This window comes from Achromobacter spanius, assembly GCF_002812705.1.
In the GTDB taxonomy this organism is placed as follows: domain Bacteria; phylum Pseudomonadota; class Gammaproteobacteria; order Burkholderiales; family Burkholderiaceae_B; genus Achromobacter; species Achromobacter spanius.
The window spans coordinates 3813058-3838947 of the sequence record NZ_CP025030.1 but is presented as its reverse complement, the minus strand read 5'-3'; the positions used below and the strand labels follow the sequence as shown (position 1 = coordinate 3838947).

General features: G+C 65.4%; 27 protein-coding genes and 1 pseudogene. 14 read left to right on the top strand and 14 right to left on the bottom strand.

The window, feature by feature from the left end:
* Nucleotides 1-20 precede the first annotated feature (20 nt).
* Together CVS48_RS17440 and CVS48_RS17435 are read right to left on the bottom strand one after the other, a co-directional pair.
* Nucleotides 21-1013, bottom strand: coding sequence for a Bug family tripartite tricarboxylate transporter substrate binding protein (locus tag CVS48_RS17440; protein WP_100855527.1), 993 nt, complete (start codon nt 1011-1013; stop codon nt 21-23).
* A 58-nt stretch (nt 1014-1071) separates the two neighbouring features.
* Nucleotides 1072-2169, bottom strand: coding sequence for a mandelate racemase/muconate lactonizing enzyme family protein (locus CVS48_RS17435; RefSeq protein WP_100855526.1), 1098 nt, complete (start codon nt 2167-2169; stop codon nt 1072-1074).
* Between the two features lie 98 nt (nt 2170-2267).
* On the opposite strand from CVS48_RS17435, the gene CVS48_RS17430 reads away from it, so the two are divergent.
* Nucleotides 2268-3194: a LysR family transcriptional regulator gene (locus CVS48_RS17430; RefSeq protein WP_100855525.1), complete on the top strand. Its 927-nt coding sequence runs from the start codon at nt 2268-2270 to the stop codon at nt 3192-3194.
* Here the strand turns inward: CVS48_RS17430 and CVS48_RS17425 are convergent.
* Complete coding sequence (locus CVS48_RS17425; protein ID WP_242001455.1) at nt 3187-4143, bottom strand: GGDEF domain-containing protein; 957 nt, start codon at nt 4141-4143, stop codon at nt 3187-3189. The two genes, CVS48_RS17430 and CVS48_RS17425, sit on opposite strands and share 8 nt — an antisense overlap.
* A gap of 123 nt (nt 4144-4266) precedes the next feature.
* On the opposite strand from CVS48_RS17425, the pseudogene CVS48_RS17420 reads away from it, so the two are divergent.
* The 5 genes and pseudogenes from CVS48_RS17420 to CVS48_RS17405 all read left to right on the top strand — a co-directional run.
* Nucleotides 4267-5244, top strand: a pseudogene (locus tag CVS48_RS17420) (helicase-related protein); the annotation flags it as partial.
* A 218-nt stretch (nt 5245-5462) separates the two neighbouring features.
* Complete coding sequence (locus CVS48_RS17415; RefSeq protein WP_100855524.1) at nt 5463-5870, top strand: DoxX family protein; 408 nt, start codon at nt 5463-5465, stop codon at nt 5868-5870.
* Between the two features lie 258 nt (nt 5871-6128).
* Nucleotides 6129-6293, top strand: a complete 165-nt coding sequence (locus CVS48_RS29400; protein ID WP_164741246.1) for a hypothetical protein — start codon at nt 6129-6131, stop codon at nt 6291-6293.
* A gap of 91 nt (nt 6294-6384) precedes the next feature.
* Nucleotides 6385-7716 (top strand): BcpO-related WXXGXW repeat protein, encoded by a 1332-nt coding sequence (locus CVS48_RS17410; protein WP_100855523.1) that lies wholly within the window; start codon nt 6385-6387, stop codon nt 7714-7716.
* 82 nt (nt 7717-7798) lie between these two features.
* Nucleotides 7799-8335, top strand: coding sequence for a peroxiredoxin (locus CVS48_RS17405; protein WP_100855522.1), 537 nt, complete (start codon nt 7799-7801; stop codon nt 8333-8335).
* Between the two features lie 84 nt (nt 8336-8419).
* Here the strand turns inward: CVS48_RS17405 and CVS48_RS17400 are convergent, their stop codons facing one another.
* Nucleotides 8420-9868, bottom strand: a complete 1449-nt coding sequence (locus CVS48_RS17400; protein ID WP_100855521.1) for a CoA transferase — start codon at nt 9866-9868, stop codon at nt 8420-8422.
* A 249-nt stretch (nt 9869-10117) separates the two neighbouring features.
* On the opposite strand from CVS48_RS17400, the gene phrB reads away from it, so the two are divergent.
* Nucleotides 10118-11536, top strand: coding sequence for a deoxyribodipyrimidine photo-lyase (phrB, locus tag CVS48_RS17395; protein ID WP_100855520.1), 1419 nt, complete (start codon nt 10118-10120; stop codon nt 11534-11536).
* A gap of 21 nt (nt 11537-11557) precedes the next feature.
* Here phrB and CVS48_RS17390 read toward each other — a convergent pair whose 3' ends face one another.
* On the bottom strand, nt 11558-11890 hold the full coding sequence (locus CVS48_RS17390; RefSeq protein ID WP_100855519.1) for a tetratricopeptide repeat protein: 333 nt from the start codon (nt 11888-11890) through the stop codon (nt 11558-11560).
* Nucleotides 11891-12109: 219 nt separating this feature from the next.
* Between CVS48_RS17390 and CVS48_RS17385 the strand changes: the two genes are divergently transcribed.
* Nucleotides 12110-12601 (top strand): glutathione peroxidase, encoded by a 492-nt coding sequence (locus CVS48_RS17385; protein WP_100855518.1) that lies wholly within the window; start codon nt 12110-12112, stop codon nt 12599-12601.
* A 43-nt stretch (nt 12602-12644) separates the two neighbouring features.
* Here the strand turns inward: CVS48_RS17385 and CVS48_RS17380 are convergent, their stop codons facing one another.
* A complete protein-coding gene (locus tag CVS48_RS17380) occupies nt 12645-13112 on the bottom strand; it encodes an Lrp/AsnC family transcriptional regulator (protein ID WP_100857713.1) in 468 nt (155 codons plus the stop codon).
* A 138-nt stretch (nt 13113-13250) separates the two neighbouring features.
* On the opposite strand from CVS48_RS17380, the gene CVS48_RS17375 reads away from it, so the two are divergent.
* The 6 genes from CVS48_RS17375 to CVS48_RS17350 all read left to right on the top strand — a co-directional run bounded on the left by CVS48_RS17375 (nt 13251) and on the right by CVS48_RS17350 (nt 17382).
* A complete protein-coding gene (locus tag CVS48_RS17375) occupies nt 13251-14159 on the top strand; it encodes a DMT family transporter (protein ID WP_100855517.1) in 909 nt (302 codons plus the stop codon).
* 117 nt (nt 14160-14276) lie between these two features.
* The gene (locus CVS48_RS17370; RefSeq protein ID WP_100857712.1) at nt 14277-14978 is read left to right on the top strand and encodes a glutathione binding-like protein; all 702 of its coding nucleotides are present in this window, start codon (nt 14277-14279) and stop codon (nt 14976-14978) included.
* Between the two features lie 17 nt (nt 14979-14995).
* Nucleotides 14996-15460: a GNAT family N-acetyltransferase gene (locus CVS48_RS17365; RefSeq protein WP_100855516.1), complete on the top strand. Its 465-nt coding sequence runs from the start codon at nt 14996-14998 to the stop codon at nt 15458-15460.
* A 31-nt stretch (nt 15461-15491) separates the two neighbouring features.
* Nucleotides 15492-15767, top strand: coding sequence for a lipoate-protein ligase small subunit (gene lplB, locus CVS48_RS17360; protein ID WP_100855515.1), 276 nt, complete (start codon nt 15492-15494; stop codon nt 15765-15767).
* A complete protein-coding gene (locus tag CVS48_RS17355; protein ID WP_100855514.1) occupies nt 15764-16540 on the top strand; it encodes a lipoate--protein ligase family protein in 777 nt (258 codons plus the stop codon). Before lplB ends, CVS48_RS17355 begins: the two co-directional genes overlap by 4 nt.
* A 32-nt stretch (nt 16541-16572) precedes the next feature.
* Nucleotides 16573-17382 carry an RsiV family protein gene (locus CVS48_RS17350; RefSeq protein ID WP_100855513.1) on the top strand — a complete coding sequence of 270 codons (810 nt, stop codon included), beginning with the start codon at nt 16573-16575 and terminating at the stop codon, nt 17380-17382.
* Nucleotides 17383-17640: 258 nt separating this feature from the next.
* Here CVS48_RS17350 and CVS48_RS17345 read toward each other — a convergent pair whose 3' ends face one another.
* From CVS48_RS17345 to CVS48_RS17310, 8 genes are all read right to left on the bottom strand, one after another.
* A complete protein-coding gene (locus CVS48_RS17345; RefSeq protein ID WP_100855512.1) occupies nt 17641-18750 on the bottom strand; it encodes a porin in 1110 nt (369 codons plus the stop codon).
* Between the two features lie 349 nt (nt 18751-19099).
* A complete protein-coding gene (locus CVS48_RS17340; protein WP_100855511.1) occupies nt 19100-20389 on the bottom strand; it encodes a Glu/Leu/Phe/Val family dehydrogenase in 1290 nt (429 codons plus the stop codon).
* 340 nt (nt 20390-20729) lie between these two features.
* Nucleotides 20730-21677, bottom strand: coding sequence for a formimidoylglutamase (gene hutG, locus CVS48_RS17335; RefSeq protein ID WP_100855510.1), 948 nt, complete (start codon nt 21675-21677; stop codon nt 20730-20732).
* Nucleotides 21674-22456 (bottom strand): amino acid ABC transporter ATP-binding protein, encoded by a 783-nt coding sequence (locus tag CVS48_RS17330; RefSeq protein WP_100855509.1) that lies wholly within the window; start codon nt 22454-22456, stop codon nt 21674-21676. Before CVS48_RS17330 ends, hutG begins: the two co-directional genes overlap by 4 nt.
* The gene (locus CVS48_RS17325) at nt 22453-23121 is read right to left on the bottom strand and encodes an amino acid ABC transporter permease (protein WP_050446522.1); all 669 of its coding nucleotides are present in this window, start codon (nt 23119-23121) and stop codon (nt 22453-22455) included. The genes CVS48_RS17330 and CVS48_RS17325 overlap by 4 nt, the downstream gene beginning before the upstream one ends.
* Nucleotides 23118-23861 (bottom strand): transporter substrate-binding domain-containing protein, encoded by a 744-nt coding sequence (locus tag CVS48_RS17320; protein ID WP_100855508.1) that lies wholly within the window; start codon nt 23859-23861, stop codon nt 23118-23120. The genes CVS48_RS17325 and CVS48_RS17320 overlap by 4 nt, the downstream gene beginning before the upstream one ends.
* A gap of 129 nt (nt 23862-23990) precedes the next feature.
* Nucleotides 23991-24731, bottom strand: coding sequence for an IclR family transcriptional regulator (locus CVS48_RS17315; RefSeq protein WP_100855507.1), 741 nt, complete (start codon nt 24729-24731; stop codon nt 23991-23993).
* Nucleotides 24732-25003: 272 nt separating this feature from the next.
* Nucleotides 25004-25879 (bottom strand): ankyrin repeat domain-containing protein, encoded by an 876-nt coding sequence (locus CVS48_RS17310; RefSeq protein ID WP_100855506.1) that lies wholly within the window; start codon nt 25877-25879, stop codon nt 25004-25006.
* Nucleotides 25880-25890 lie beyond the last annotated feature (11 nt).

Sequence of the window (25890 nt, the reverse complement as noted above, 5' to 3'; positions counted from 1 at the left end):
CCACCAGCCGCCCGCAAGCCCTACTCCGCCTTGATCCCCCCGCGCTGGATCACGCCCGTCCACTTCGCCACATCGTCCTTTATCCGCTGCGCGAATTCCGCCGGTGTGCTGCCCACCGGCTGAAAGCCCAAGCTCGCCAGCTTGTCGCGCAGCGCACCGTTGCGCACGGATTCAGTCAGCGTTGTCGATAGACGCGCGATGATCGGTTCCGGCACGCCGGCCGGCGCCACCAGGCCGAACAGCGGCGAGATGTCCACGCCCGGCAGACCCGCTTCTGCAAACGTCGGCACGTCCGGCAACTGGCTGACGCGTTTCGGGCTGGTGACCGCCAAGGCCTTCAGGCGCCCCGCCTTGATGTGTTCCAGCAGCGTGGGAACCGTGGCGAAAGCAAACTGCACCTGACCACCCAGCAGATCGGTGATGACGGTGCCGCCGCCCCGGTACGGCACATGCAGCACGTCCACGCCCGCCTGCTGGCGCAGTTGCTCTCCCGCCAGATGCGGACCGCTGCCCACCCCCGCCGACCCGAACGACAGCGTGCCCGGCTGCGCCTTGGCCAGCGCAACAAACGAGGCAACATCGGTGGCCTTGACGGACGGATGCACCACCATGACGAACGGCGCGGTCGCCATCAGCGAGATCGGCGCAAAGTCCTTGATCGCGTCGTACGGCTGGCGATCGCCCAGCAGCGCGGGGTTGATGGTGAACGTGGAGTCGACCATGCCGATGGTGTAGCCGTCTGGCGCCGACACCGCCAAGGCGCGCGTGCCGATCGTGGTGCCGCCCCCGCCCCGGTTCTCGACCACGAAGGGCTGGCCCAGCGCTTCGGCGTAGACCTGCCCCGCCATGCGGCCCAGCGTGTCGGTGGCCGCGCCCGGCGGATAGGGAATGTACAAGCGCACCGCCTTGTCCGGATACTGCGCGGCGCGTGCCGCGAAGCTCCAGGGCAATGCGGCCGCGCCCACTGCCATGGCCGTGCCGTTGATCAAGAATGCTCTGCGCGATGGGTGCATATTGTTGTCTCCAGGTTTATGTTTGATACGGCCTCTTTGGGCTCGCGTTGTCTTCGTGTCAGGCGCTGAACCGGCCTTCGGCAAGTTCCGCTTCCGGGTCCGCGCCCAGCCCGGGCCCGTCCGGCACGGTCACCCAACCGTCTGCAATGGGCACGCTGCGCCCATACGGCACGTGCGCGAGTTCCACGTATAGGCGTTCCAGCGACACCTCGGCCTGCTGCGCCGCGATCAGGTGCAGGCTGGCCAGATACCCGGGTCCAAAAAATGCCACCTGCGGCGCGCAGACAACGTTCGTTCCCGCGCACTTCTGCGCGATGCGCCACGCGCCGCTCAGGCCCAGCTTGATGACGCTGGGCTGCACGTACTGCGCGGCTTCGTTGTCCACCACCCGCTCCAGGTCAGCGACGCTGCTGGCGTTCTCGCCCACGGCCAGCGGGACGCCGCAGGCGCGCTTCAAGCGAGCCAGCGCGCGGTCGTCCTCCGGCGGCCACAGCGGCTCTTCGATCCAGAACGGATCATGCGGACGCATGGCGGCAATGGCGGCCTCGGCCTCGCCCGGCAGCCAGGCGCAGTTCGTGTCCACCATGATGGGCACGCCCGCCCCCGTGCTGCGGCGCACGGCGGCCAGCGCATCGGCGGTGCGCTCGTGCAGCTTGATCTCGGTATAGCCCTCATTCAAGGCGCGCGTCGTCACCGCGTCCAGGCGTTCGGCGTTGCCGTAGTACTGAAGCAGCGACGCATAGACGCGCACGCGATCGCGGCGCTTGCCGCCCAGTAATTGATATAAGGGCACGCCGGCGCGTTTGGCGCGCAGGTCCCACAGCGCGATGTCCAGGCCGGCCAGCGCATGCACGACCGGGCCGGACCGCCCCAGGTTGTGCAGCGTGCGCTGCATGCCCGGCAGCAAGGTGTCGTCATCCGCGTCACGCCCGCAGGCCAGCGGCGCGATCAGGGTCTCAAAAATCGCGACCAAGGCGCGCGGCTCCACACAGTACGACTCACCCCAGGCCACCACGCCGTCTTCCGTCTGCACGCGCACCAGCGCGCTGTCCAGCTTGTCGCGCGGACGGCCGGCGAACAGCGGCGACGGGCTCCAATGATGAAACGGCAGGCGCAAGGGGACGCAAGTGACGGAAACGATGGTGTTGGCGGGCATGGCGATAGCTGAAGAAGCAAAATGCGATCTGGCTATTCTGGCGGCGCCCGCTTCATATGGTCAAATAGATGAATCAACTATTTCCATATGAAATTCATATGTTCAATCGGCGAGAACTCCTGCTGATGCGCGCCATGTACCGGCACGACACCGTCACCGCCGCCGCCGCTTCCGTCAACATGACGCAGCCCGCCGCCAGCGCACTACTGCGCGACATGGAAACCCGCCTGGGCTTCGCGCTGTTCAGCCGCGAGAACCGCCGGCTGCACCTCACCAGCCAGGGCCGCGCGCTGATACCCGAAGTGCTCAACGCATTGGCCGGCATCGAAGCTGTCGACCGGCTGGCCGTCGACATCCGGCAAGGGGCGTTGGCGCGCTTGGACGTGGGCGCGGTTGCGATAGCGGCCTCCAGCCTGCTGCCCCCCGCCCTGGCCGGCATGCGACAGGCACACCCGACCGTGGCCGTAACGGTACGCGCCGGCACCGCGCTGGAAATCATCGAAATGGCGGTCGACCATCGCATCGATCTGGGCATCATCATCGGCGCACCGTCCGACATCGACCGCGTCAGCAGCCTGCGGCTGGCGCCGTTGAGCCTGCACGCGGTCATGGCACAAGATCATCCCTGGGCGCGGCAGTCGGCGCTGACGCTTGAACAGGTGGCCGACGCCGGCCCGATCGTGCTGGCCCCCGCCCTGCCCGCCGGCCGCGCAACGCGCCAGGCGCTCGAGGCGCGCGGGCTGCCGTATCGGCCAATCATCGAAGTGGCGCAGTCATCGGCTGCCTGCGCGCTGGCGGCGCAAGGCTTGGGCGTGGCCATCGTGGAAAGTCTTGGCGCGCAGTATGCGGAGCGCCAGGGATTGGTGGCGCGGCATTTGCTATCGCTGGAAGATCCGGTCCTTGCGGTGGTGTGGTCGCGGGACCGCGCCATGAGCGCGCCCGCGCAGTTGTTGCGGGACGGGTTGGCAAAGCAAGCACGCACGCGGTTGACGCGGACGAAGGGTGCAGCGGATTTTCCTATCTGAACGGCACCGATTCGATCCGATTGCGCCCCCGTTGCTTGGCGTAATAGAGCGCGCGGTCACTGCGGCTAAGCGCCAGCTCGGCGTCGTCGTCCTTGGTATGCAGCGCGGAAATGCCGATGCTGACCGTCAGCGGTATGTGCCGCTCACCCAACAAGTACGGCGTATCAGCGATCTGGCGCTGCACGTTTCGGGCGAACAGGTGCGCGCTTTCGATGTCGGTATCGGGCAGCACGACGGCGAACTCCTCGCCGCCGATGCGCCCCACCAGGTCGGTGTCGCGCAACTGGGCGCGCAACATGTTCGCAAAATGCTGAAGCACACCATCGCCGATGGCGTGGCCCCAGGTGTCGTTGATATGCTTGAAGTGGTCCAAGTCGCACATCAGCACCGCGGAACCCAGGCCGCCCAGGCCCTTGATCCGCGTGAGCTCCGCGGCGATGCGCGACATGAAGTGGCGGCGGTTGGGCAAGGTCGTCAGCGCGTCCGTGGCGGCAAGCTCGCGCAATTCGAGTTCAGCGCGCTTGCGGTCGGTGATGTCGGTGACGAACCCGTGCCACACCACGCCATTGTCAGCGTCGCGGCGCGGGCTGGCGTCTCCCTGCCGCCACCGCACACCCTGTAGCGGGAGGCAGACGCGGAATTCCAAATGCCACGGCGTCAGCGCGGCGGCCGCCGCATGCAGCGACGCGCGATAGGCCGGCAGATCCTCGGGGTGGATGCGCTGTTCGATAGCGATAGTGCTGGCGCGCGTGTCTTCGGCGGTGAGCTCGAACATGTCCCAGATGCCCGCGCTGACATACGAGAACCACGAGCCGCCCTCGGGCACGGCCCGACACTGGAAGACCAGGCCAGGCACGGCGTCGGTCAGGTTGACGACCAGGTCCGCCGTGCGCTTGAGCCTTTCAGACATGGCGCGCACCGCGCTGATGTCGGTGGTCGTGCCCATCATCCGCAGCGCCCTGCCCGTTGCGTCCCGGCTGATCACTTTGCCGCGGCTGCAGATCCACTTGTAGCTGCCGTCCTTGCAACGGATGCGGTGCTCTACTTCGTAGCTGTCGGTCTTGCCGTCGAAATGGAACGCGGCAGCCTGGACCTGAACGGCCTGACCACGCTGGTGCTGGACGAAGCCGACCGCATGGTCGACATGGGCTTCTACGACGACATCGTCGCCATTGCCTCGCACTGCCCCACCAAGCGCCAGACGCTGCTGTTTTCGGCCACCTACCCGGACAACATCCGCAAGCTCAGCGCGCGTTTCCTGCGCAACCCGGCCGAAGTCAAGGTGGAAGCGCAGCACGATTCCAGCCGCATCGAACAGATCTTCTACGAGATCGACGGCAAAGACCGCCTGGACGCCGTGGCCCGCCTGCTGGCGCATTTCCGCCCGGTATCCACCTTGGCCTTTTGCAATACCAAGGTCCGCAGCCACGACCTGGTTGAACGCCTGCAGGCCGACGGCATCAGCGCGCAAGCCCTGAACGGCGACCTGGAACAACGCGAACGCGATGAAATCCTGATCCAGTTCGCCAACCAGAGCTGTGCCGTGCTGGTGGCCACCGACGTGGCCGCCCGTGGCCTGGACATCCAGAACCTTGGCGCCGTGATCAATGTGGACGTCACGAAAGACACCGAAGTGCACGTGCACCGCATCGGCCGCAGCGGCCGGGGCGACCAGAAGGGCCTGGCGCTGAGCCTGTGCTCGCCCGACGAGATGCGCTGGGCAAACCTGGTTGAGCAATACCAGGGCTCGCCGTTGAAGTGGGGCGACATCAAATCGCTCAAGCCCAAGGCCGACCGCCCTCTGCGCGCACCCATGGTGACGCTGTGCATCCAGGGCGGCAAGAAAGACAAGCTGCGCCCGGGCGACCTGCTGGGCGCGCTCACCGGCGACGGCGGGCTGACGTTTGAACAGGTGGGCAAGATCAACATCACGGAATTCAACGCCTACGTGGCGCTGGACCGCCAGATTGCCAAGCAGGTGTTTTCGCGGGTGTCCAACAGCAACATCAAGGGCCGACGCTTCCGCATGCGCTTTCTTGAGGAATTCTGATCCTGGGGTTGACCGGATACGTTTGGGCTGACGTCGCGCGCCGCCTCGCGATGTCAGCGTGACGAAAACTTGATGATTTCGCTGGGCATTTGCAATAATGGCGCCGCTTGACGCAGCCGCCACGCTTGGCGCGAGACGGTGTGGACTTGGAACCAATGGTTCGCGGTGGGTTCCAACGAAGCCTTGTCCCTTATTAACCATCACAAGAGAAACTCACCATGATCAAGTCCGACGATACCGGCAAGCTGATCCTGCGCCTGACCCTTGGCATTCTGATTCTGCTTCACGGCCTGTCCAAACTGATGGGCGGCGGCGTAACGGGCATCAGCGGCATGCTGTCTTCGCATGGCCTGCCGGGCTTTCTGGCCTATGGCGTCTACGTGGGCGAAATCATCGCGCCCGTGTTGCTCATCATTGGCGTCTACACGCGCCTGGGCGCCTTGATCATCGCCATCAACATGGTGGTCGCCATTTTGCTGGCGCATACCGGCCAACTGGCCAGCCTGTCCAATAACGGCGGCTGGGCGCTGGAACTGCAAGGCATGTTCCTGTTCACCGCGCTGGCGCTGGCCTTCATGGGCGCCGGCCGTTTCAGCCTGGCCGGCAACGGCGGCCGCTGGAACTGACGCCAGGCGCGCCATGCGCCATCGCCGTAACGCCGCATGACGTGGCGTTACGCAACACGGGGCCGCTCACGCGGCCCCGTTGCTTTTGCGGCAAAGATTGATACCAACGACATGCGCCGTCACGCAGGCGCAAACATCGGTCACGCGAAAGCTGTTTCGGATCGATTACAAAGGCGAACCGCCGTCATCCGGTATGGCCTAATCCTTACCAGCGCACCAGGGCGTAAGCCACGCCTGGCGCTGGTTGGGAGTCATGAGATGAAAAAGAGCCTTCTGTTGATGATGGTGATGGCCAGTTCGCTGACCGGTTGCGTCGTGGTGCCCGCCCGCCCGGCCCACTATCGCCCCGCGCCGGTCTATTACACGCCGCACTACTACTACCCCGCGTATCCCGCGCCGCATTATTACTACCGTGGATATTGACCGTCGCGTTGTTGATCGTTGCGGTATTGATCGTTGCGTTATCGACCGTCGCGTTATAGATCGCCCCGTGCGACGTGTCCCAGGAGCTGCCATGACGCCCTCTATCCGGATCTCCCTGTTTCGGCCCGCCGTGGCCGCCGTTGCGCTGCTGACGCTATGCGCCGGCGCGATGGCGCAAACCTACGCGCCGCCCCCCGCGCCCGCGGCGCCCGCCTATGACGGCGGCGACCCCGCCAGCGCCAATCTTGCCTTGGTGGACCGCAGCCCCGAACCACCTCCGCCCCTGCCCGTCTACGTGCAGCCGCCCGCGCCGGCCGATGGCTATATGTGGGTGCCCGGCTACTGGAGCCGCAATCAGTACGGCTTTTTCTGGGTGCCCGGCGCCTGGGTGCTCGCCCCCTACGCCGGCGCGCTCTGGACGCCCGGTTACTGGGGCTTCACCAATGGCCTGTATGTGTGGAACGCCGGCTATTGGGGCCCCCACGTCGGCTTTTATGGCGGCATCAACTACGGCTTCGGCTATGTGGGGCTGGGGTACGTGGGCGGCTACTGGAAGCGCGACCGCTTCTACTACAACCGCTCGGTGACCAACGTGAACGTCACCCGCGTCACCAACGTGTACAACCACACCGTGGTCGTCAACAACATCGATAACCGACGTGTCAGCTATCACGGCGGCCCCAACGGCATCCGACGCGCGGCAGACCCGCGCGAACTGGCCGCGCGCAAGGACCGCCACGCGCCGCCCACCGACATGCAACGCCGCTACGTACGCGATGCCGGCAGCAACCGCGCGCAGTTCTACGACCACAACAAGGGCCGCCCGCCGCAAGCGTTCGTGGACCATCGCGACGATGGGCGTCCTTCGCAAGGGCCACGCCCCGGTGGCGACAACAAGCGCCCCGATGCCGATCGCGGCAACAACCCGGGTCGCGGCGATCAAGCCCGAGGCCCGGGGCCGTCGCAAGGACGCGACGTGTCGCAGCGGGATCAACCGCAGCGGGATCAACAGCGTGGCCCGCAGCAGCGTGATCAACAGCAACGTGAGCAACCGCGTGGTCCGCAGCAGCGTGACCCGCAGCGCGATCAACAGGCTGCGTCGCAGCAAACGCGCCAACAACAGCAGCGCGATCAGCAGGCTCGTCAGCAGCAGCAACAAGATCGACAGCAGCAAGCACGCCAACAGCAGGAGCGCGAGCAACGCCAGCAGCAAGGCCGCGAACAGCAACAGCAGGCACGCCAGCAACAGGCACGGGAACACCAAGCCCGGGAGCAGCAGGCGCGTCAGCAACAAGCGCGCGAACAGCCCCGACAGCAGGCGCAAGCGCGTCCGCAGCAAGCACGTGAACAACCCCAGCAGCGCCAGCAAGGCGGCGGCGAAGGCAGGGGCGACGGCCGAGGCGGCGGCCCGAACCGGGACTGAACTGGACCCCCAGGCGCGCTCGCACTACAGTAGGCCTCTTGCGGCCGCCGCCTGCGCGCCCCACTGATGATTGGAGACTCCCATGAAGCGCCTTGTACCTTGCCTGATGTTCTGCGGCCTGCTCGCCGCCGCGTCCGCCCAGGCCGCCTTGAATGTCGGCGCGCCCGCCCCCGACTTCAGCACGCAGGCCTCGCTGGGCGGAAAGGTCTTCACGTTCAAGCTGAACGACGCGCTCAAGCAAGGCCCGGTCGTGCTGTATTTCTTTCCCGCCGCGTTCACGCAAGGCTGCACCATCGAGGCGCACAACTTCGCCGAAGCCACCGACGAATACAAGTCGCTGGGCGCCACCGTCATCGGCGTATCCACCGACAACATCGACACGCTGAACAAATTCTCGGTCAGCGAATGCCGTGGCAAGTTCGCCGTGGCGGCCGACGGCGACGGCAAGATCATGAAGGCCTATGACGCCGTGCACGACAAGCGTCCGGAATACGCACAGCGCGTGTCCTACGTGATTTCGCCCGAAGGCAAGATCCTGTATGAATTCACGGACATGAGCCCCGAATCGCACGTGGCCAACACCATGCGCGCGCTGCGGGACTGGAAGGCCAAGCAATAAGCGGTCAGGAACAGGCCGCCAAAAAATAAGCATCCAAAAAACAAGGCGCCCGAAGGCGCCTTGTCATTGAAACGATAGGCCGGCCTAATTGAACGGCCACACCGTGGGATGCGACCCCGGGGGATTCGACGGGCGCGTCCAGCGGGCCGGCGTTTCGGAAAAGCGGGCGGCATGGCGCACGGCCACCAATTCGCCAAAGCCCGATGCTTCCGTATCCAACAAGCCATCAAAGCCGGGCATGCGGCCGTTGAGTCCGCCATCCACCCTGCCCAGGCCACGCAGCCAATGCGCGGTTTGCGCCAGCGATACGCGAACGTGCCAACTGCCGCCTTCGGTCGCCTGGCGCGCCAGCGCCACCTGCGCGCCAAACGCCATCAGGTAGCCCGACGCATAGTCCAGGATCTGCATCGGCAAGGGCTTGGGCGCTTCCTGGCCCGCTGCCTGGGCTTCGGCATGGTTGAAGCCCGTGGCGGTTTGCACCAGGGAATCGAAGCCACGGCGGTTGGCCCAGGGGCCCTCGTTTCCATACGCGGTCAGCGACACATACACAATGCCCGGGCGGATACGCGCGGCGTCCTGCGGCCCAAAGCCCAACGCGGCCAGGCCGCCGGGCCGATAGCCCTGCACGAACACGTGCGCGCTGCGCAGCAGGTTGCCCAGGGCGATACGGCCATCGGCGGTATCCAGGTCCGCCTGCACCGAGAGCTTGCCCCGGCTGGTTTCGATGATGTTGTCGATATTGGGCAACTGCGGCGAATTCACCAACATCACGTCGGCGCCATAGGCGGCCAGCGTGCGGCCACAGACGGGGCCGGCGATGATGCGCGTCAGGTCCAGCACCCGGATGTCTTTCAGCGGCCGCGCGCCCTGGCCGTACTTGGGCAAGGGCCGGGGGTCGGCCTCGCCGATGCGTTCGATCGTCAACAAGGGCTGGGCGGCAATGGCCTGGCCCTGCGGATGCCGGTCCCATTCGTCAAAGGTGCGCATGGCGGACACCACCAGCCCCGCATCGGCGGCCACCTGTTCAAAGTCCAGCGCTTTCCAGCGGCCCAACGCGGCTTCCACCGTTTCGCGCGTGGTGCCTTCGCCCGTGGGGCAGCCCAGCAGCGCCAGCGCCCCGTCGCGGTGATGGGCAAAGTTGGCATGGATGCGAACCCAGCCCCCGTCGCCACAGCGGTACAAGCCGCTGATGGGGTCCCAGATGTTGGGCGTGACGCCGTTGATCGTGAAGTGGCCGCGGCATTCCTGCGCGGCGTGCAGCATGTCGATGCTGACCTGCTGGCGCGTCCCGCCGCGTAGAAACCAGAGTTCAGCAGCCGCCAGCGCCGCGGCCGCCATGCTGGTTTGCGCGGCCGCCCCCACCGCGAAAGAAGACGGAAACACGGGATCGGCGCCGGTCAGCGCCACGTGGTCCAGCGACTCGCCGGGCAAATCAAGTGAACGCCACAATGTCTGCAGGGCGTCGCGGGAGGTCGTGCCGGCGGATGTGCGTCCTCGAAGAAAGGACGGGCGAAGGTCCATCAGATTTCCCATAGCGTTCAACTTTTCTTAGTCGTTGAACTGATTACAAGGCGGCGGCCCAAGCGCGTCAATACAAGACTTGGGGCAGCGTGTTTCACGGTTTGACCGCTATCGCAGCTCTGACGGGTGCGGCAGCCGCGCCGCGCCGTCACATCTACTCGTAGTTTTTACATCGTCTTCCAGGCCGTCGGCCAATATAGAATGCCAGCCTCGACGGTCAGCCGTGCTGGCCGCCCTTTTTTTGCCCTGGACCCGCCATCCATGAATACGCTGCTCTGGCTGCGCACCGACCTGCGCATGCACGACAACCCCGCGCTGGCCGCCGCCGCCGAAAACGGCACGGTGACCGCCCTGTTCCTGGCCGCGCCCGAGCAATGGCGCCTGCATGGCGACGCGCCCGCCAAGGTGGACTTCTGGCTGCGCAACCTGCGTGAACTGTCACGCAGCCTGGGCGAGCGCGGCATTCCCCTGAAGCTGCTGACCGTAGCCGACTGGAGCCAGGCGCCCGCCGCCATCGCCGCCTTCTGCCAGGCGCACGACATCGCCCAGGTGCACGCCAATACCGAATGGGCCATCAACGAACGCCGCCGCGATGCGGCCGTGGCGGGCGCGCTGGACGCGATCGGCGTGGACTGGACGCTGCATCATGGCGCAACGCTGCTGCGGCCCGGCACCGTGCAAACCGGCAAAGGCGAGTGCTATCGCGTCTACACGCCGTATGCGCGCACCTGCCGTGAACGCCTGCGCACGGCGCCCATCGCCGCGCTGCCCGCCCCCCGCGCGCAGACCCCGCCCGACTGGCAGGCGGACCCCTTGCCCGACGCCTTCGACGGTTTTGCTCCGCCCAGCGACGCGGTGCGGGCACTGTGGCCCGCGGGCGAGGCGGCGGCCGGCGACCGGCTGGACGCCTTTGCCGACGGCGTCATCGACGCCTACAAGGACGAACGCGATTTTCCGTCGCTGCCCGCCACCAGTTGCCTGTCGCCCTATCTGGCGTCGGGCGTGCTGTCGCCCGGCCAGGCGCTGCGCGCGGCGCTGGCGGCCAATCATGGCGAACTGGACAGCGGCAAGGCGGGCGCGGCCACGTGGATCAACGAACTGCTGTGGCGCGAGTTCTACCAGCATCTGCTGGCCGCCTACCCGTCGCTGTCCATGCACCAGCCCATGAAGCCGGAAACCGCCGCCGTGCCGTGGCGCGACGCGCCTGACGACCTGCGCGCCTGGCAGGAAGGCAAGACGGGTATCCCGATCGTTGACGCGGCCATGCGCCAGTTGCTGACGCTGGGCTGGATGCATAACCGGCTGCGCATGGTGACGGCCATGTTCCTGTCGAAGAATCTGCTGATTGACTGGCGGCTGGGCGAAGCCTGGTTCATGGCGCATCTGGTGGACGGCGACCTGGCCGCCAACAACGGCGGCTGGCAATGGAGCGCATCCACGGGCGCCGACGCGGTGCCGTACTTCCGGGTGTTCAACCCCTTGTCGCAATCCCAGCGCTTTGATGCGCGCGGCGTGTTCCTGCGTGAATGGCTGCCTGAACTGGCGCACCTGGACGACAAGGCCATCCACGACCCCAGCCCCATGGAGCGCGCGGCGGCCGCTTACCCGTCGCCCATCGTGGATCTGGGCCAAAGCCGGCTGCGGGCGCTGGAAGCCTTCGGGAACTTGCCTGCTGCGTGATAACGGGCCCCTGGCGGGCCATCAGGATTCCGCCGGCGCCTGCTTATCCAGGCGCCGGATGAATACCTGCATTTCCTTTTCCACCTGCTTGTCGCCACGCGCCTGAGCCGCCGCCATGCCGCTGTTCCAGGCGGCGCGCGCGCCGTCCTGGTCGCCCTGCCCCAGGCACACCTTGCCCAGCCATTTCCATGCCACCGAATAGGTGGGGTCAAAAGCCAGCGCCGCGCGCAGATGGGTTTCGGCTTCAGGGAAACTGTCCTGTTCGGCATAGGCCTTGCCCAGCGAAAACCGCAGCAACATGTTGTCGGTGCCCTTGGCCAGCATTGCCTCCAGGCGTTCGATCATTCCTTCCATCACTGCGCTCCTATCGCTTGCATGCCTTCACGCTTGCATGCCTTCAAACCGGCCATGATAGGTCGGCACACACGCCGGCCCCGGCAATAGCCCCATCGACCGCCCGGATTAAACATCGGCGCGACAACAAGGGGCCAAGGCGGTACCCGTAGCGCTACACTCACCGGTTGATTGGCACGCTGACGCGCCCGCGTAAAGCCGACCAATACAGGAGCCCGCATGAGCACCATCTTCGATTTCTCCGCCCGCGACATCCAGGGTGCGGACCAAGCTCTGAACGCCTATCGCGGCCGTGTGCTGCTGGTGGTCAACGTGGCGTCCAAATGCGGCTTCACGCCTCAGTACGCGGGCCTGGAAGAACTCTACCGGTCGCTGCGCGACGACGGCTTCACGGTGCTGGGCTTTCCGTGCGACCAGTTCGGCCATCAAGAGCCGGGCGACGAAGCCGAGATCCGCAATTTCTGCTCAACGCAGTACGACATCACTTTCCCGCTTTTCGCCAAGATCGACGTCAACGGCGCCGATGCGCATCCGCTGTACCGCTGGCTCAAGGGCGAAAAGCCCGGCGTCTTCGGCACCGAAGGCATCAAGTGGAACTTCACCAAGTTCCTGGTTGGCCGCGACGGCCAGGTCATCAAGCGCTACGGGCCCACCGACACGCCGGCCGGCCTGAAAGACGACGTGGTGCAGGCACTGTCCGCACCCGTCTGACGTTGCCCCACTGTTGCAGCGCTGCTGCCCGGCAGCGCAATCGCTAGCGCAAAGGCGGCAGGCGGCGGCGCACCGTGTGCGCCTTGACGATAGCGGTATTGGTTTCGGCAAACTCCGTTACCCGTTCCAAAATGCCATCCAGGTGCGAGATCGACCGCAGCACCACCCGGGCGATGAAGCAGTCATCGCCCGTCACCTTGTCGCATTCGACGAATTCCGGGATGTCATTGATCAGCCCTTCCACGTGGCGCAATTGCCCCGGCAAGGGCCGGATGCGCACGATGGCTTGCAAGGTATAACCCAGCGCTTCCGGGTCCACATCCAGCGTGTAGGCGCGGATCACACCCGATTCCTCTAGCCGCCGCAGCCGGTCCGCCACGCTGGGCGCCGACATGCCCACCTGCCGCGCCAGGTCTGCCGTGGTGGTGCGCGCGTTGGCCGACAGGGTCTGCACCAGGCGGCGGTCAATGCCATCCAGGACAGGGCTTTCGTTTTTTAGGTCATTTTGCATAAATTTCACCAAAATGAAGGCGTGGATATCAAAGCACCACATGATGATCATATAGCCGGCTTGATCCGCCTGGGATAATTTCTCCATCGAAATCGTGGCCAACATCGTGATCCACACGTGGCCCCTCGGAGAGTCCCCATGTCCCCCGCATCCGAACGCCTTGGCCTGGCGCAAATGGCCGCCGCCATGACCTTATCCGGCACGCTAGGCGTGTTTGTTCTGGAGTCCGGCCAAAGCGCCTGGAACGTCGTCTTCTTCCGCTGCGTGTTCGGCGCCCTGTCCTTGTTCCTCTATTGCTGGGCGCGCGGCCTGCTCAAGCCCGGCCTGTTCACCGGGAAGACGTTGGCCCTGGCGCTGGTGGCCGGCGCCGCGCTAGTCATGAATTGGGTACTGCTGTTTTCCGCGTACCGGCTGGCGTCCATCTCGCTGGCCACCGCCGTCTACAACGTACAGCCGTTTTTCCTGATCGGTCTGGGCGTGCTGTTTCTGGGTGAGCGCCCGTCACGCGGCAAGCTGGCCTGGTCGGTGGTGGCGTTCGCCGGCCTGCTGCTGGTGCTGCGCCTGACGGACGCGCAGGCACCGGGCGGCGCGTATCTGTCGGGGCTGCTGCTGGGCCTGGGCGCGGCCGCGCTGTATGGCGTTACCGCGGTCATCGTCAAGCACTTGAAGGGCATCCCGCCGCAAGTGCTGGCGCTGGTACAGGTGACGCTGGGCGCCTTCATGCTGCTGCCCATGGCGGACTTCAACGCGCTGCCCGCCGCCCCCTTGCAATGGAGCTATCTGGTGGCGCTGGGGCTGATCCACACCTGCTTGATGTACATCCTGATGTATTCGGCCATTCAAAAGCTGCCGACGACATCCACCGCCGCGCTCAGTTTCATCTACCCGGCCGTGGCCATCATGCTGGACCTGGTGGTCTACGGGCAGCGCATGGAACCGCTGCAAGTGGTGGGCGTGGCAATGATTTTCCTGGCCGCCGCGGGCGTCAGCCTGAACTGGACGTGGCGCCTGCCCGGGCGGCCCCGCCCCGGCGCCGGGGCCGCGTAGTGGGAAGAAACCCGCTTCCGGCCCCGGTTATTCGGGGGCATGGCCAAGACCTGCCGCTATCATGGCTTTCCACCCGCCGGCACGGCCGGCGGCGCCTTGATTCCCTGGACGCACCCCATGATCGATCTCTACTACTGGACCACCCCCAACGGCCACAAGATCACGCTGTTCCTTGAAGAAGCCGGCCTGCCCTACAAGATCCACCCGGTGAACATCAGCCGCGGCGATCAATTCAAACCCGAATTTTTGGCCATCGCGCCCAATAACCGCATCCCCGCCATCGTCGACACGCAGCCCACCGACGGCGGCGCGCCCATCCCGCTGTTCGAGTCCGGCGCCATCCTCTTGTACCTGGCCGAGAAGACCGGCCAATTCCTGCCGGCCGACGTGCGCGGCCGCGCCGAGGTCTCGCAATGGCTCTTCTGGCAGATGGGCGGCCTGGGCCCCATGGCCGGCCAGAACCACCATTTTTCCGGCTACGCGCCGGAACGCATTCCTTACGCCGTCGACCGCTATGTGAAGGAAACCAACCGCCTGTACGGCGTGCTGAACAAGCGCCTGGCGGACCGCGAATTTGTCGCGGGCGACTACTCCATCGCGGATATGGCGGCCTACCCCTGGATCGTGCCGCACGCCAAGCAGGGGCAAGACCTGAACGACTTCCCGCACCTGCAGCGCTGGTTCAACGCCATTGCCGCGCGCCCCGCCACGCAGCGTGCCTATGCGCTGGCCGATAGCGTCAACACAGCACCTGCCATCAGCGACGACGAGTCACGCCGCATTCTGTTCGGCCAAACCGCGCAGAATATCGCGCGCTGACCCGCAGGAGCCCGACCATGTCCGCCTCCCAATTGGTCTTTCGCCGCGCGCGGCAAGAAGATTTGCCGCACATCGTCGCCCTGTTGGCCGACGACGAGCTGGGCGCCGCGCGCGAAGACACCTCGGTGCCGCTCAACCCCCGCTACACGGCCGCCTTCGCCGCCATCGCCCAGGATTCCAATCAATTCCTTGCCGTGGTTCTGCAAGGCCAAGACCTGGTCGGCTGTTTGCAGTTATCGTTCATACCCGGCCTGTCGCGGCTGGGCCTGTGGCGCGGCCAGATCGAAAGCGTGCGCATCGCCTCGTCAGCGCGCGGCCAGGGCCTGGGGCGCGCCATGTTCGAGTGGGCCATTGAACAATGCCGCGCCCAGGGCTGTGGCCTGGTTCAACTGACCACCGACCGCGCGCGCCCCGATGCGCGCCGGTTCTATGAAAGCCTGGGTTTCAAGGCCAGCCACGACGGCATGAAGCTCAGCCTCTAGTTTTTGATATTGATTTCGCAAGGAGCCCCCCATGCATGGTGAATACAAAGTCCCCGGCGGCAAACTGGTCGTCGCGGATCTCGATGTGCAGGACGGCCGCCTGGCCAACGTCCGCATCAGCGGCGACTTCTTTCTGGAGCCGCCCGAAGCGTTGGAGGCCATCAATGAAGGCTTGAACGGCATGCCGGCCGACGCCGGCGAGCTGGAACTGGCCGTGGCCGTGCAATCCGCCCTGCCCTCCGACGCCGAACTGTTCGGCTTTTCGGCCGAGGCCGTGGCCGTGGTGCTGCGGAGGGCGCTTGCATGACCCGCACTGACTGGAACGACTACGACTGGCAACTGATCCACGAAGGCCCGCAGGCCCCGTCGCTGCACATGGCGCTTGACGCCGTCATTACCGACGAAGTCGGCGCGGGCCAACGCCCGCCCACGCTGCGCATCTGGGAATGGGCCGCCCCCGCCGTCGTCATCGGCCGTTTCCAATCCCTGAAAAACGAAGTCGACCCCGACGGCGCGCAGCGCCACGGCATTGAAGTCGTGCGCCGCGTCAGTGGCGGCGGCGCCATGTTCATCGAACCGGGCAACTCCATCACCTACTCGCTCAGCGCGCCACAGGCCTTGGTCCACGGCATGAGCTTCCAGGAATCGTATGCCTTCCTGGACGCCTGGGTGCTGACCGCGCTGCAAGGGCTGGGCATCAAGGCGTGGTACCAGCCCCTGAACGACATCGCCTCCGACATCGGCAAGATCGGCGGCGCCGCGCAGGCCCGCCGCGCCGGCGCGGTGCTGCACCACGTGACCATGTCCTACGACATCGACGCCGATAAAATGGTCGAAGTCTTGCGCATCGGCCGCGAGAAGCTTTCCGACAAGGGCACCACCAGCGCCAAGAAGCGTGTCGACCCGCTGCGCACGCAAACGGGCCTGGCGCGCGAAGTCATCATCGACCGCATGCTGGAAACTTTTGCCGGCCTGCATCGTCTGACTCCGGGGCAAATCGGCAGCGACACGCTGGCGCGCGCCCAGCAACAGGCCGACGAGAAATTCTCCACGCCGGAATGGACAGGTGTGGTGCCTTGACGGCAAGCGTCAGATTTTGTGGAGGTAGTTCAATGCGTCGCACGTTCACGCCGCAAGGCGCGATAAGCGGTTTGATCCTGGGTGCCGCCCTGTTGGCCCTGGCCGGCTGCGGCAGTACGCCGCCGGCCAACATCACCTTGGCCGAGCCCGCCTCGACCACGCCCGAAAAGGTGGGAGACCTGTCCACCGAACGCATCAAGTGGGCGTCGAACAAGCCGGGTTGCGAAGGCGATTGCCCGCGCATTGAAATCGACAGCGTGGCGTTTCCCGGCATCCCCAAACTGACCGCGCTGGTGGACCACGTGCTGGCCTACATGACCGGCACCGACGCCAACCGCCGCGGCCCCTACAACACGCTGTCGGAATACACGCAGTATTTCTGGTCCACGGCGCGCCCGCGCGACGCGACGTTTTTCAAGGCCTCGGTCAAGGATACGGTGGGCGACATCGTGGCGATCGAACTGCACACCGAGCAGTTCCTGACCGGCGCCGCGCACGGCATTCCGGCCACGCAATATCTGAACTGGGAACGTTCACGCGGCCGCGTGATGAGCCTGGACGAAGCGTTGATACCGGGCCGCCGCGCGGAATATGTGGCGGCGCTGAAAACCGCCCATGCCAAATGGCTGGCGCAAAACCCCGACGCCAAGCGTGATCCCACCGCTTACAACAAGATGTGGCCGTTCCAGGAAAGCGACAATTTCGCGCTGACCCGTGATGGCATGGTGGTGAAGTACGACGCCTATGCCATCGCGCCCTATTCGCACGGCGAACCGGAGCTGAGCATTCCTTACGCCGACTTGCGCGGGGTGTTGAAGCCGGAGCTGTTGTTGCCCTCGTAGGCGGCGCCGCACCCACCCTTTTGACACCGGATGACCGGCGACGGGCGGCAGCCCATTGCCGGTCATTACTTGCGCCGGGCGGCGCAGGGCCTGCTGAAGACCACGGTTCAGGTGAGCGGACTGAGGATGGAGCTAGGGAGGTGGCCGCTTTTTTCGCGTCTGTGGCCGGGTAAGACGCCCAGTCCGCTCAGTACAACCGCGGCATGAAAGCGCCGGCAGCGCGCGTTTTGCTTGCCGCCGGCTACCTGCCTTGCCCGCTTAGAAGCGGTGGCGCACACCCACGATGCCCACGGTGCTCTTGACGCCGTCAACAAACGCGAAGTCGGTGGCGTACGAACCCAGCGCGTACAGGTTGGTGCGCTTGGACAGGTTGTACGTGTAGCCGATGCTGTAGACGTTCATCGTCGACTCATTGCCGGCGGTCAGCGGGTTGCCGTTGGGGTCGGCACGCTGCCACGACGCCATGATGCTGCTGGCGCCCAGCGGCACGGTCAGGCCCACCAGGTACGAATTGGCCTTGAAGCCCGACACGGCAACGTTCGTGCCGAAGCTGCTGGCCGTGGGGCTGCCGCTGCCAAGCGCGTTGATGCTTTGGCCGGTGAACCAGCCGTCACGCGTCTGGCCGAAGCCCAACGCCAGCTTGACCACTTCGAAGTCATAGGCGGCGGCAATCGACCACGACTTGGGCGTGGCGTCGTTGTTCAACTGGTTGGCGGGGTTCAGTTGGTCGTAGGTGGCGGCCACGTTCAGCGGGCCGTTGACGTAGCGCAGGCCGGTGGTGATGGCGCGCGTGTTGTCGGCAGTGCGGAAGCCGGTCTGCGCGGTGGTCGTGTCAGACGCGTTGAACGAGTAGCCCACACCGAACTGGAAGCCGCTGAACGACGGGGTCGAGTACTGCACCATGTTGTCGTAGCGGACGGTGTTGGCGGCGCTGAAGGCCACGCCCACGTTGGCTTGGCCGTAGCTGCCGCCGAACGGATCGATGGCTGCCAGGTACTTGGAGGCGATGTTGGTCTGACGGCCGAATTCCAGCAGGCCCCAGGAATCGGCCTTCAGGCCGACGGTGGCTTGGCGGCCGAACAGGCGGCCGCTTTGGCCCGATGTGCCGTTACCCGAATTGAAGCCGCTTTCCAGCGTGAACACGGCGCTCAGGCCGTCGCCCAGATCTTCGGCGCCGCGCAAGCCCCAACGCGAGCCGCTCGACACGCCGTTGGCCATGCCAACCTTCGATTCGTGATAGCCGTCGCCCTTGATGCGCTGGTAGCCGATACCGGTATCGATCAAACCGTACAAGGTCACCGAGGTTTCGGCTTGTGCCACGCCGGAAGCGGCGGCGAACAGCGCGGTTGCGAGCAGAGTCTTTTTCATTACCTATTCCTTAGATTGAACATGCATGCGCGGCGGGTGTGCCTGCATCGCAAGCGGCGCGTGGCGCATGGCAGAAACGAATTCTAGGGACGCAATGTGTCAGAAATTTATACGCGGGCGGCCGGGGTGTCGGTTGGCAATAAAAAAGCGCGGCTGTGGCGTGCGTTCCACATTAGCACTGAATTGCCGCGTGCCACAGCGCTGTCACAGTCGTTGGGGTCAAGCGTTGTTTCGCCGCAATTCGCCGCAGTTTGCCCCCAAATGGAAATCGCCCCTTGCGGGGCGATCTCCGGTTTTGTCTACCTCTGCCTCCTCGGCGATACGTCAGGAACGCATCGCTGAGTCTTCATCACGGATACAGGCCGCGCACCTGGCGTGCTTGCAGAATGCGCGTGCAAGCCACGATGAACGCCGCCGTGCGCAGCGTCACCTTGTGTTCCTTGGCCACCTGCGACACGGCGCTGTAGGCTTCGCGCATGATGCGTTCCAGGCGCTGGTTGATTTCTTCTTCGCTCCAGAAGAAGCTGGAGAAATCCTGCACCCATTCAAAGTAGGACACCGTCACGCCGCCGGCGTTGGCCAGCACATCCGGCACCACATACACGCCGTGTTCAAACAGGATGTCGTCCGCTTCCGGGGTGGTCGGGCCGTTGGCGCCTTCCACCACGACCTTCGCGCGCACCTTGGTGGCGTTCTCTGCGGTGATCTGGCTTTCCAGCGCGGCCGGGATCAGGAATTCGGTTTCCAGCGTCCAGAACTCGTCCTTGTCGAACGCTTCGCCGCCCGAAAAACCACCCACGCCGCCGTGTTGCGACACGTGCGACAGCAGCTTGTGGACGTCCAGCCCGGCGGCGTTGTGCACCGTACCGGTATGGTCTTGCGCGGCAATGACCTTGGCGCCGGCTTCATGGAACAGACGGGCGGCGGTGCCGCCCACGTTGCCAAAGCCCTGCACCACCACGCGCGACTTGGAGACGTCGATGTTCAGGTCGCGGGCGGCTTCACACGCCACGACGAACACGCCACGGCCGGTGGCTTCCACGCGGCCCAGGCTGCCGCCCAGGGCGATCGGCTTGCCGGTGACCACGCCGGTGGCGGTGGCGCCTTCGTTCATGGAATACGTGTCCATCATCCAGGCCATGGTCTGGGCGTTGGTGCCGACGTCGGGGGCGGGAATGTCCTTGGACGGCCCGATGATGACGCCGATTTCGCTGGTGTAGCGGCGGGTCATGCGTTCCAGTTCGGAGTGCGACAACGTGCGCGGATCAACGCGGATGCCGCCCTTGGCGCCGCCATAAGGCAGGTTGACCGCGGCGTTCTTGACCGACATCCACGCGGCCAGCGCCATGACTTCGGACAGGGTCACGTCCTGGTGGAAGCGCACGCCGCCCTTGCCCGGGCCGCGCGACACGTTGTGCTGCACGCGATAGCCTTCGAAGTGGGCGATGGTGCCGTTGTCCAGTTCGATCGGCACATCGACGATCAAGGCGCGCTTCGGACGCTTCAGCGTCTCGACCCACCGACCCAAGGTGCCGAGATACGGCGTGACCCGGTCGACTTGTTGCAGGTAATTACCCCAAGGACCGAGGTCATCGGCATTCAGATAAGACGGCAAGACATGGGTGGGAGTGTGAGACATGAGCATGATCTCCTGACAAAGTTGCGCCATTTTATCCACTAAAACTATAGCGTCCCCATTTAAATACTAAATATTTTAAATGGGGACGCATTTCTGTGGTGGATACCGTACGGGTCACAAGCCCGGCTCGAAAACTGACCTATCCTAAGCCGCCAAACCGGAAGCGTCCAGCCTCGAGCGACCGCAAGCGGCACCGCGCAAAGCCTTGCCGCTCACCGATGAAAAAAGGGGCACTCTCGATAGAGAACTGCCCCTGCCTTTGCCAGCTTTGCCGCTTTCCCCGGTTTCCCCGGCTTGCCCCTGTGTGGGGGCTCATGCCCCCCCTCCAGGCGCCACCGCTTCAAGGCGTCATCAGATGCCAGGCCAACCGGGCCGCGGCTCGCGCGCCATGGCCGTCCACGTCAAAGCGCGGACTGTATTCCGCCATGTCGGCCAGGCGCAGCTTGCCGCTGGCCTTGACGCGCAACACGATTTCTTCAATGACGGCCATCGGCACGCCATAGGGCGCCGGCGCCGACACGCCCGGCATGACCGCCGCCGGCAGCACATCCAGGTCGATCGTCAGGTAGACGTGGCGCACGCGCGCAAGCAAGGCGTCGACGTTGGCCAGGCGCGCGTCCAGATGGCGTTCCTGCATGTCGCGATCTTCCACCCACACGGCGCCCACCTCGGCGGCCCGCGCGTACAGCGCCGGCGTATTGGCCAGCCGCGAGACGCCCAGGCAAGCGTATTGCAACGCCCGCCCCCGCGCTTCGCAGTCGCGCGCGATCTGATCGAACGGCGTGCCGGAACTGCCGGGTCGGCCGGTACGCAGGTCGAAGTGCGCGTCCAGGTTCAGCACCAGGACCGGGTCGGTGTCGCCCCGGGCTTCCAGCCAGCGGGCCAGGCCCTGGAAACTGCCCCAGGCAATTTCGTGGCCGCCGCCCAGCACCAGGGGCCGGGCGCCCTGCCCCAGAAGCTCGGCCACGCGCAGCCCAAGCTGCTCTTGCGCGGCTTCCAATTGGTCGCCCTGGCAGACGACGTCGCCGGCGTCCAGCAGTCGGGTCAGGCCGTGCGCGGGAAGCCCCGCCATGAACTTGCGGATGCCGGCCGGGCCTTCGGCTGCACCCACGCGCCCCTGGTTGCGCGCCACGCCCGCATCGCAGGCAAAGCCCAACAGCACGGCTTCGCCTGCTTCCACCTGGCCCGAGGCGGATTCGACAATATGCGCCAGCCGGCGCGTGTCACCCTGCTCGGTGCTGTCGTCGCGCGCCTTCCACACGCTTTTATCCAGTTGCGGCGCGCTCATGTCGCCGCCCCCTTGCTCAGCACGGCCTGCAGGAATTCCCGCGTACGCGGCTCGCGCGGCTCGGTGAAGATCACCTCGGGCGGGCCGGATTCCAGGATGACCCCGCCGTCCATCACCGCCACCACGTCAGCCACATCACGCGCGAAACCCATTTCGTGCGTCACGACCATCATCGTCATGCCTTCGCGGGCCAAGAGCTTCATCACTTGCAGCACCTCGCCCACCAACTCGGGATCCAGCGCAGACGTCGGCTCGTCGAACAGCATGACCTTGGGTTGCATGGCCAGCGCGCGGGCGATGGCCACGCGCTGCTTTTGCCCACCCGACAGGCTGGCCGGCATGGCCGCCGCCTTCTGCGACAAGCCCACCTTTTTCAGCAGGTCTTCGGCCAGCGCATTGGCTTCGTCGCGGCCCAGGCCACGCAGCTTGCGCGGCCCCACGGTCACGTTGTCCAGCACCGACAAATGCGGGAACAGGTTGAAGCCCTGGAACACCATGCCCACCTGCATGCGCAGTTGGTTAAGCGCCGCTTCGGGCAACAGCGTGCCTTCGTCCAGCAAGGTCTGCCCGCAGATATCCACGGTGCCCGCCTGGGCCACTTCCAGACCATTGCAGCAGCGCAGCAAGGTGCTTTTGCCCGATCCGCTGGGCCCGATCACCACGACCACCTGCGAAGGGAGCACGTCGAAATCGATGCCCTTCAGGACGGCATGGTCGCCGAAGGACTTTTCAAGGCCGCGGATACGGATCATTTCCTGCGGTTTGCCAAACTGGTTCATTGCACCATCCCCCCGGCGCGCAGGCGATGTTCCACCCTGCGCAAAATCAGCATGGCGGTGGTCGTCAGCACCAGATAAATCAAGGCCACCACCAGATAGGTTTCCAGCGAGCGATACGACACGCTGATGATCTTCTGCCCTTCGTGCATCAGATCGTGAATGGTCAGCAGCGAGACCAGCGCCGAATTCTTGATCAGCGCGATGAACTCGTTACCCAGCGGCGGGATCATGCGCACCACTGCCTGCGGCAGGATGATGACGCGCATGGCCTGGCCGGACGACATGCCCAGCGAACGCGCCGCCTCGGTCTGGCCACGGTCCACCGACTGGATGGCGCCGCGGACGATTTCCGACACATAGGCGCCCGAATACATGCCCAGGCCCAGCACCCCGCAGGCGAACGCCGGCAAGGTCAGGCCGAACTGCGGCAGGCCGAAGAACCAGATGAACAACTGCACCAGCAAGGGCGTGCCGCGAAAAAACAGCAGGTAGACGCTGCACAGGTTGTAGACGATCCAGCGCTGCGGGTTGAGCCGGCCAACGCCGACCAGCAGGCCGATGACGCAGCCCAGCAGCAAGGCGCCGGCAGTCACCTCGACGGTGACCACCGCGCCCCGCAGCAGCGCGTCGAAGTCGGCGAAGACGGGGGCGAATTCCAGGTTCATTTCTTGGGAGCCTCGAACCACTTGTTCACGATGGCCTGGTACGTGCCGTCACCCTTGATCTTCTGCAGCGCGGCGTTCAGGTCGCGGGTCAGCTCGGGCTTGTTCTTGGGCACGGCGATGCCGTAGTCCTCGGTCGTGATCTGGTCGCCCAGCACCGTCAGGTCCTTGGTGCTTTGCGCGAACAGCTTGGCGGCCGGCTTGCCGGTCACGGCGGCGTCGGCGCGGCCGATCTGCACCAGGTTGAACATTTCCTGGTTCTTCTCGACTTCCACGCGCTGCACGGCCGGGAAATGGTCCTTCAGATAGTTGACCGACTTCGTGCCCACCTGCACCGACACCTTGCGGCCGTCCAGGTCCTTGAGAGTCTTGATGGGGCCGTCGGTCTTGGTCAGCACGACCAGGCCACCGGCGTAGTACGGGTCGGTGAAATCCACCACCTTGGCGCGCTCTGGCGTGATGTAGATGGCGGACACGGCGATATCCGCGCGGCCGGCTTGCAAGGCGGGAATCAGGCCCTTGAAGTCGATGTCGATCCATTCGACCTTCTTGCCCATTGCGCCGGCCAGCGCTTCCACCAATTCAATGTCGAAACCGGTGCGCTTGCCGTCTTTGACAAACTCCATCGGCGGGAAGGTCGCGTCGGTGACGGCGCGGATGGTTTCCTGGGCGTGCGCGGCGCCCGCGCTCCAGGCGAGGCCCAGCGTCAGGGCGGCGGTCAGCAGTGTGCGGCGAGTGGTCATGGTCAGTCCTATGCGTAGGGATACGGCGGTGGGTACGTCGGAAGGTTGAAGCCGGGATGCGGTACAGCGTGGAATTCGGGGGAAGATCGGATCAAGGTGTGGTCATTGGCAAACAGCGCGCCGTCAGTATCAGTGCACCTTCAGCCGTTCAGAGATGCGGCGGGCCGCGGCGACGGTCATGGCGATCAGGGCGTCCGGGCGTTGGGCCGCGCGCGTGGAAGGCGCCATCAGCGTGATCGAGGCAACCGCCTGGTTGGGGCGCTGGAAAATCGGGACGCTGACACCCCATACGCCGGCGTCCACTTCGCTGTCGGTGACGGCATAGCCCTGCCCGCGTATCAGCTCCAGCTCGTCGCTCAGGCGGGCGGCGTCCACGCCGGCCTCGGCCGCCAGATAGTCCAGCGCGGTCTGCAAGCGGGCCAGCGGCATGAAGGCCAAGAGCGACTTGGCGGAAGCGCCCCGCGCCAGCGGCAGGCCACGGCCTTTCGTGAACGAACAACGCAGCGGGTGCTGGCTTTCGACCATGTCCAGGCAAACGGCCTGGTCCTTGACGGCGACCAGCAGGCCGATGGTTTCGCCGGAGGCGGCGGCCAGCGCCGCCATGTCGGGCTGCGCTTCGTGGATCAGGAAGGAAGATTGGTCAAAGCCCCAGGCCAGTTGCACGCACAGCGGGCCCGGGCCGTATTCCCCTTCGTGCTCGGCCACGAACCCCCAGCGCTTGAGCAATGCCACCTGACGGTACAGGGTGCTTTGCGCCAGGCCGGTTTTTTCGGCCAGCGCGGCAATCGTCAGGGGGCCATCGTGCCGGGCCAAGGTGGCCAACACGTACAGGACACGATCCGCGCCCGCCCCAACCGAGGGTTCCGACATCAAACTCAGCTCCAAGCAATGAGGGGCCGAGATTATCAATTTGTGGTGGTTCGGCTTTGATTTATTCCCGAATAATGAGAATAAGCAGGGAAAACCCCAGATAAGTACGAAAAATAGGTACAAAAAAAGACCGCTGGGGCGGTCTGGTGGGGTGTTGCGTTGCGCTCGTCTTGCAGTCGCGTTGTGCGACGTGTTGTGGTCGCGATGTTGCCGCGTTCGGGCAATGTTGAGAACGCCCCAGGCGACAGCCCGGGGCGCCAAATATCCCGCAATCAGGGCGCGGCGGGCGTGTCGTAGTTGTTCAAGCGCACGCCGGACACGCCGCCCACGCTAGGCGTCGACGGGGCGGGCGCCGCGGACGGAGCCGGCTGCGCGGTAACCGGCGGGGCCGGCTGCGCGGCGGTCGCGGGTGCCGACACGCTTTCGGCCTCGACCGGCGCGGCGCCTGCCGCGCGGCGGGCGCGCTTGGCGTCATCCGCCTTGGCCACCAGGGAAGTCAGGTAAGTCGCCAATGACGCCGACTTGCCGTTGCGGGCCCAGTCGGCGGCGCTTTGGCTTTTCAGGTCGCGGGTGGTGACGTCCGCCCCGGCTTTCACCAGCAGGTCCACCATGTCGCGATTGCCGCCCAAGGCGGCCATCATCAACGGCGTTTCGCCGCCCGGCGCGGGCGCGTTGACCATGGCTTTCTTGCCCAACAGCATGCGCGCCATCTCCATCTGCCCCTTGGACGCGGCATAGTGCAGCGGCGTCCAACCCAGGCGGTTGACCTGCGCCCCCCGGGCGATCAGCTTTTTCGCGCGTTCGGTCTGACCGGCTATCGCCAGGTACATCAGCGGCGTCTCGCCGGCCGGGTTTTCGGCATTGACGTCAGTGCGCTTGTCCGCCGCGATCACGTCAAACACCTTCCACGCGCCGTCCACCACCGCACGCATCAAGGCGGGCTGGCCGTTCTGGTAGCGGACGTTGGGGTCGGCGCCTTGGGCAAGCAGGCTTTTCACGTCGTCCGGATAGTCGTTGGCCACGTACACCCACCAGTCGCCTGGCTTGGCGGCGTGCGCGGTCGGCGCGGCAAGCCCGATGGCCAACGCCAACAGCGCGCCTCGGCAACGCGACAGGAACAAACGGGAAGTCAGCGTGCGAGTGGCCATGGCTATCCTGG

Excerpts from the sequence above, each read along its gene's own strand:
- CVS48_RS17440 (WP_100855527.1), bottom strand. The coding sequence starts at position 1,013 with ATGCACCCATCGCGCAGAGCATTCTTGATCAACGGCACGGCCATGGCA.
- CVS48_RS17435 (WP_100855526.1), bottom strand. The coding sequence starts at position 2,169 with ATGCCCGCCAACACCATCGTTTCCGTCACTTGCGTCCCCTTGCGCCTG.
- CVS48_RS17430 (WP_100855525.1), top strand. The coding sequence starts at position 2,268 with ATGTTCAATCGGCGAGAACTCCTGCTGATGCGCGCCATGTACCGGCAC.
- CVS48_RS17425 (WP_242001455.1), bottom strand. The coding sequence starts at position 4,143 with ATGATGGGCACGACCACCGACATCAGCGCGGTGCGCGCCATGTCTGAA.
- CVS48_RS17415 (WP_100855524.1), top strand. The coding sequence starts at position 5,463 with ATGATCAAGTCCGACGATACCGGCAAGCTGATCCTGCGCCTGACCCTT.
- CVS48_RS29400 (WP_164741246.1), top strand. The coding sequence starts at position 6,129 with ATGAAAAAGAGCCTTCTGTTGATGATGGTGATGGCCAGTTCGCTGACC.
- CVS48_RS17410 (WP_100855523.1), top strand. The coding sequence starts at position 6,385 with ATGACGCCCTCTATCCGGATCTCCCTGTTTCGGCCCGCCGTGGCCGCC.
- CVS48_RS17405 (WP_100855522.1), top strand. The coding sequence starts at position 7,799 with ATGAAGCGCCTTGTACCTTGCCTGATGTTCTGCGGCCTGCTCGCCGCC.
- CVS48_RS17400 (WP_100855521.1), bottom strand. The coding sequence starts at position 9,868 with ATGGGAAATCTGATGGACCTTCGCCCGTCCTTTCTTCGAGGACGCACA.
- phrB (WP_100855520.1), top strand. The coding sequence starts at position 10,118 with ATGAATACGCTGCTCTGGCTGCGCACCGACCTGCGCATGCACGACAAC.
- CVS48_RS17390 (WP_100855519.1), bottom strand. The coding sequence starts at position 11,890 with ATGGAAGGAATGATCGAACGCCTGGAGGCAATGCTGGCCAAGGGCACC.
- CVS48_RS17385 (WP_100855518.1), top strand. The coding sequence starts at position 12,110 with ATGAGCACCATCTTCGATTTCTCCGCCCGCGACATCCAGGGTGCGGAC.
- CVS48_RS17380 (WP_100857713.1), bottom strand. The coding sequence starts at position 13,112 with ATGCAAAATGACCTAAAAAACGAAAGCCCTGTCCTGGATGGCATTGAC.
- CVS48_RS17375 (WP_100855517.1), top strand. The coding sequence starts at position 13,251 with ATGTCCCCCGCATCCGAACGCCTTGGCCTGGCGCAAATGGCCGCCGCC.
- CVS48_RS17370 (WP_100857712.1), top strand. The coding sequence starts at position 14,277 with ATGATCGATCTCTACTACTGGACCACCCCCAACGGCCACAAGATCACG.
- CVS48_RS17365 (WP_100855516.1), top strand. The coding sequence starts at position 14,996 with ATGTCCGCCTCCCAATTGGTCTTTCGCCGCGCGCGGCAAGAAGATTTG.
- lplB (WP_100855515.1), top strand. The coding sequence starts at position 15,492 with ATGCATGGTGAATACAAAGTCCCCGGCGGCAAACTGGTCGTCGCGGAT.
- CVS48_RS17355 (WP_100855514.1), top strand. The coding sequence starts at position 15,764 with ATGACCCGCACTGACTGGAACGACTACGACTGGCAACTGATCCACGAA.
- CVS48_RS17350 (WP_100855513.1), top strand. The coding sequence starts at position 16,573 with ATGCGTCGCACGTTCACGCCGCAAGGCGCGATAAGCGGTTTGATCCTG.
- CVS48_RS17345 (WP_100855512.1), bottom strand. The coding sequence starts at position 18,750 with ATGAAAAAGACTCTGCTCGCAACCGCGCTGTTCGCCGCCGCTTCCGGC.
- CVS48_RS17340 (WP_100855511.1), bottom strand. The coding sequence starts at position 20,389 with ATGTCTCACACTCCCACCCATGTCTTGCCGTCTTATCTGAATGCCGAT.
- hutG (WP_100855510.1), bottom strand. The coding sequence starts at position 21,677 with ATGAGCGCGCCGCAACTGGATAAAAGCGTGTGGAAGGCGCGCGACGAC.
- CVS48_RS17330 (WP_100855509.1), bottom strand. The coding sequence starts at position 22,456 with ATGAACCAGTTTGGCAAACCGCAGGAAATGATCCGTATCCGCGGCCTT.
- CVS48_RS17325 (WP_050446522.1), bottom strand. The coding sequence starts at position 23,121 with ATGAACCTGGAATTCGCCCCCGTCTTCGCCGACTTCGACGCGCTGCTG.
- CVS48_RS17320 (WP_100855508.1), bottom strand. The coding sequence starts at position 23,861 with ATGACCACTCGCCGCACACTGCTGACCGCCGCCCTGACGCTGGGCCTC.
- CVS48_RS17315 (WP_100855507.1), bottom strand. The coding sequence starts at position 24,731 with ATGTCGGAACCCTCGGTTGGGGCGGGCGCGGATCGTGTCCTGTACGTG.
- CVS48_RS17310 (WP_100855506.1), bottom strand. The coding sequence starts at position 25,879 with ATGGCCACTCGCACGCTGACTTCCCGTTTGTTCCTGTCGCGTTGCCGA.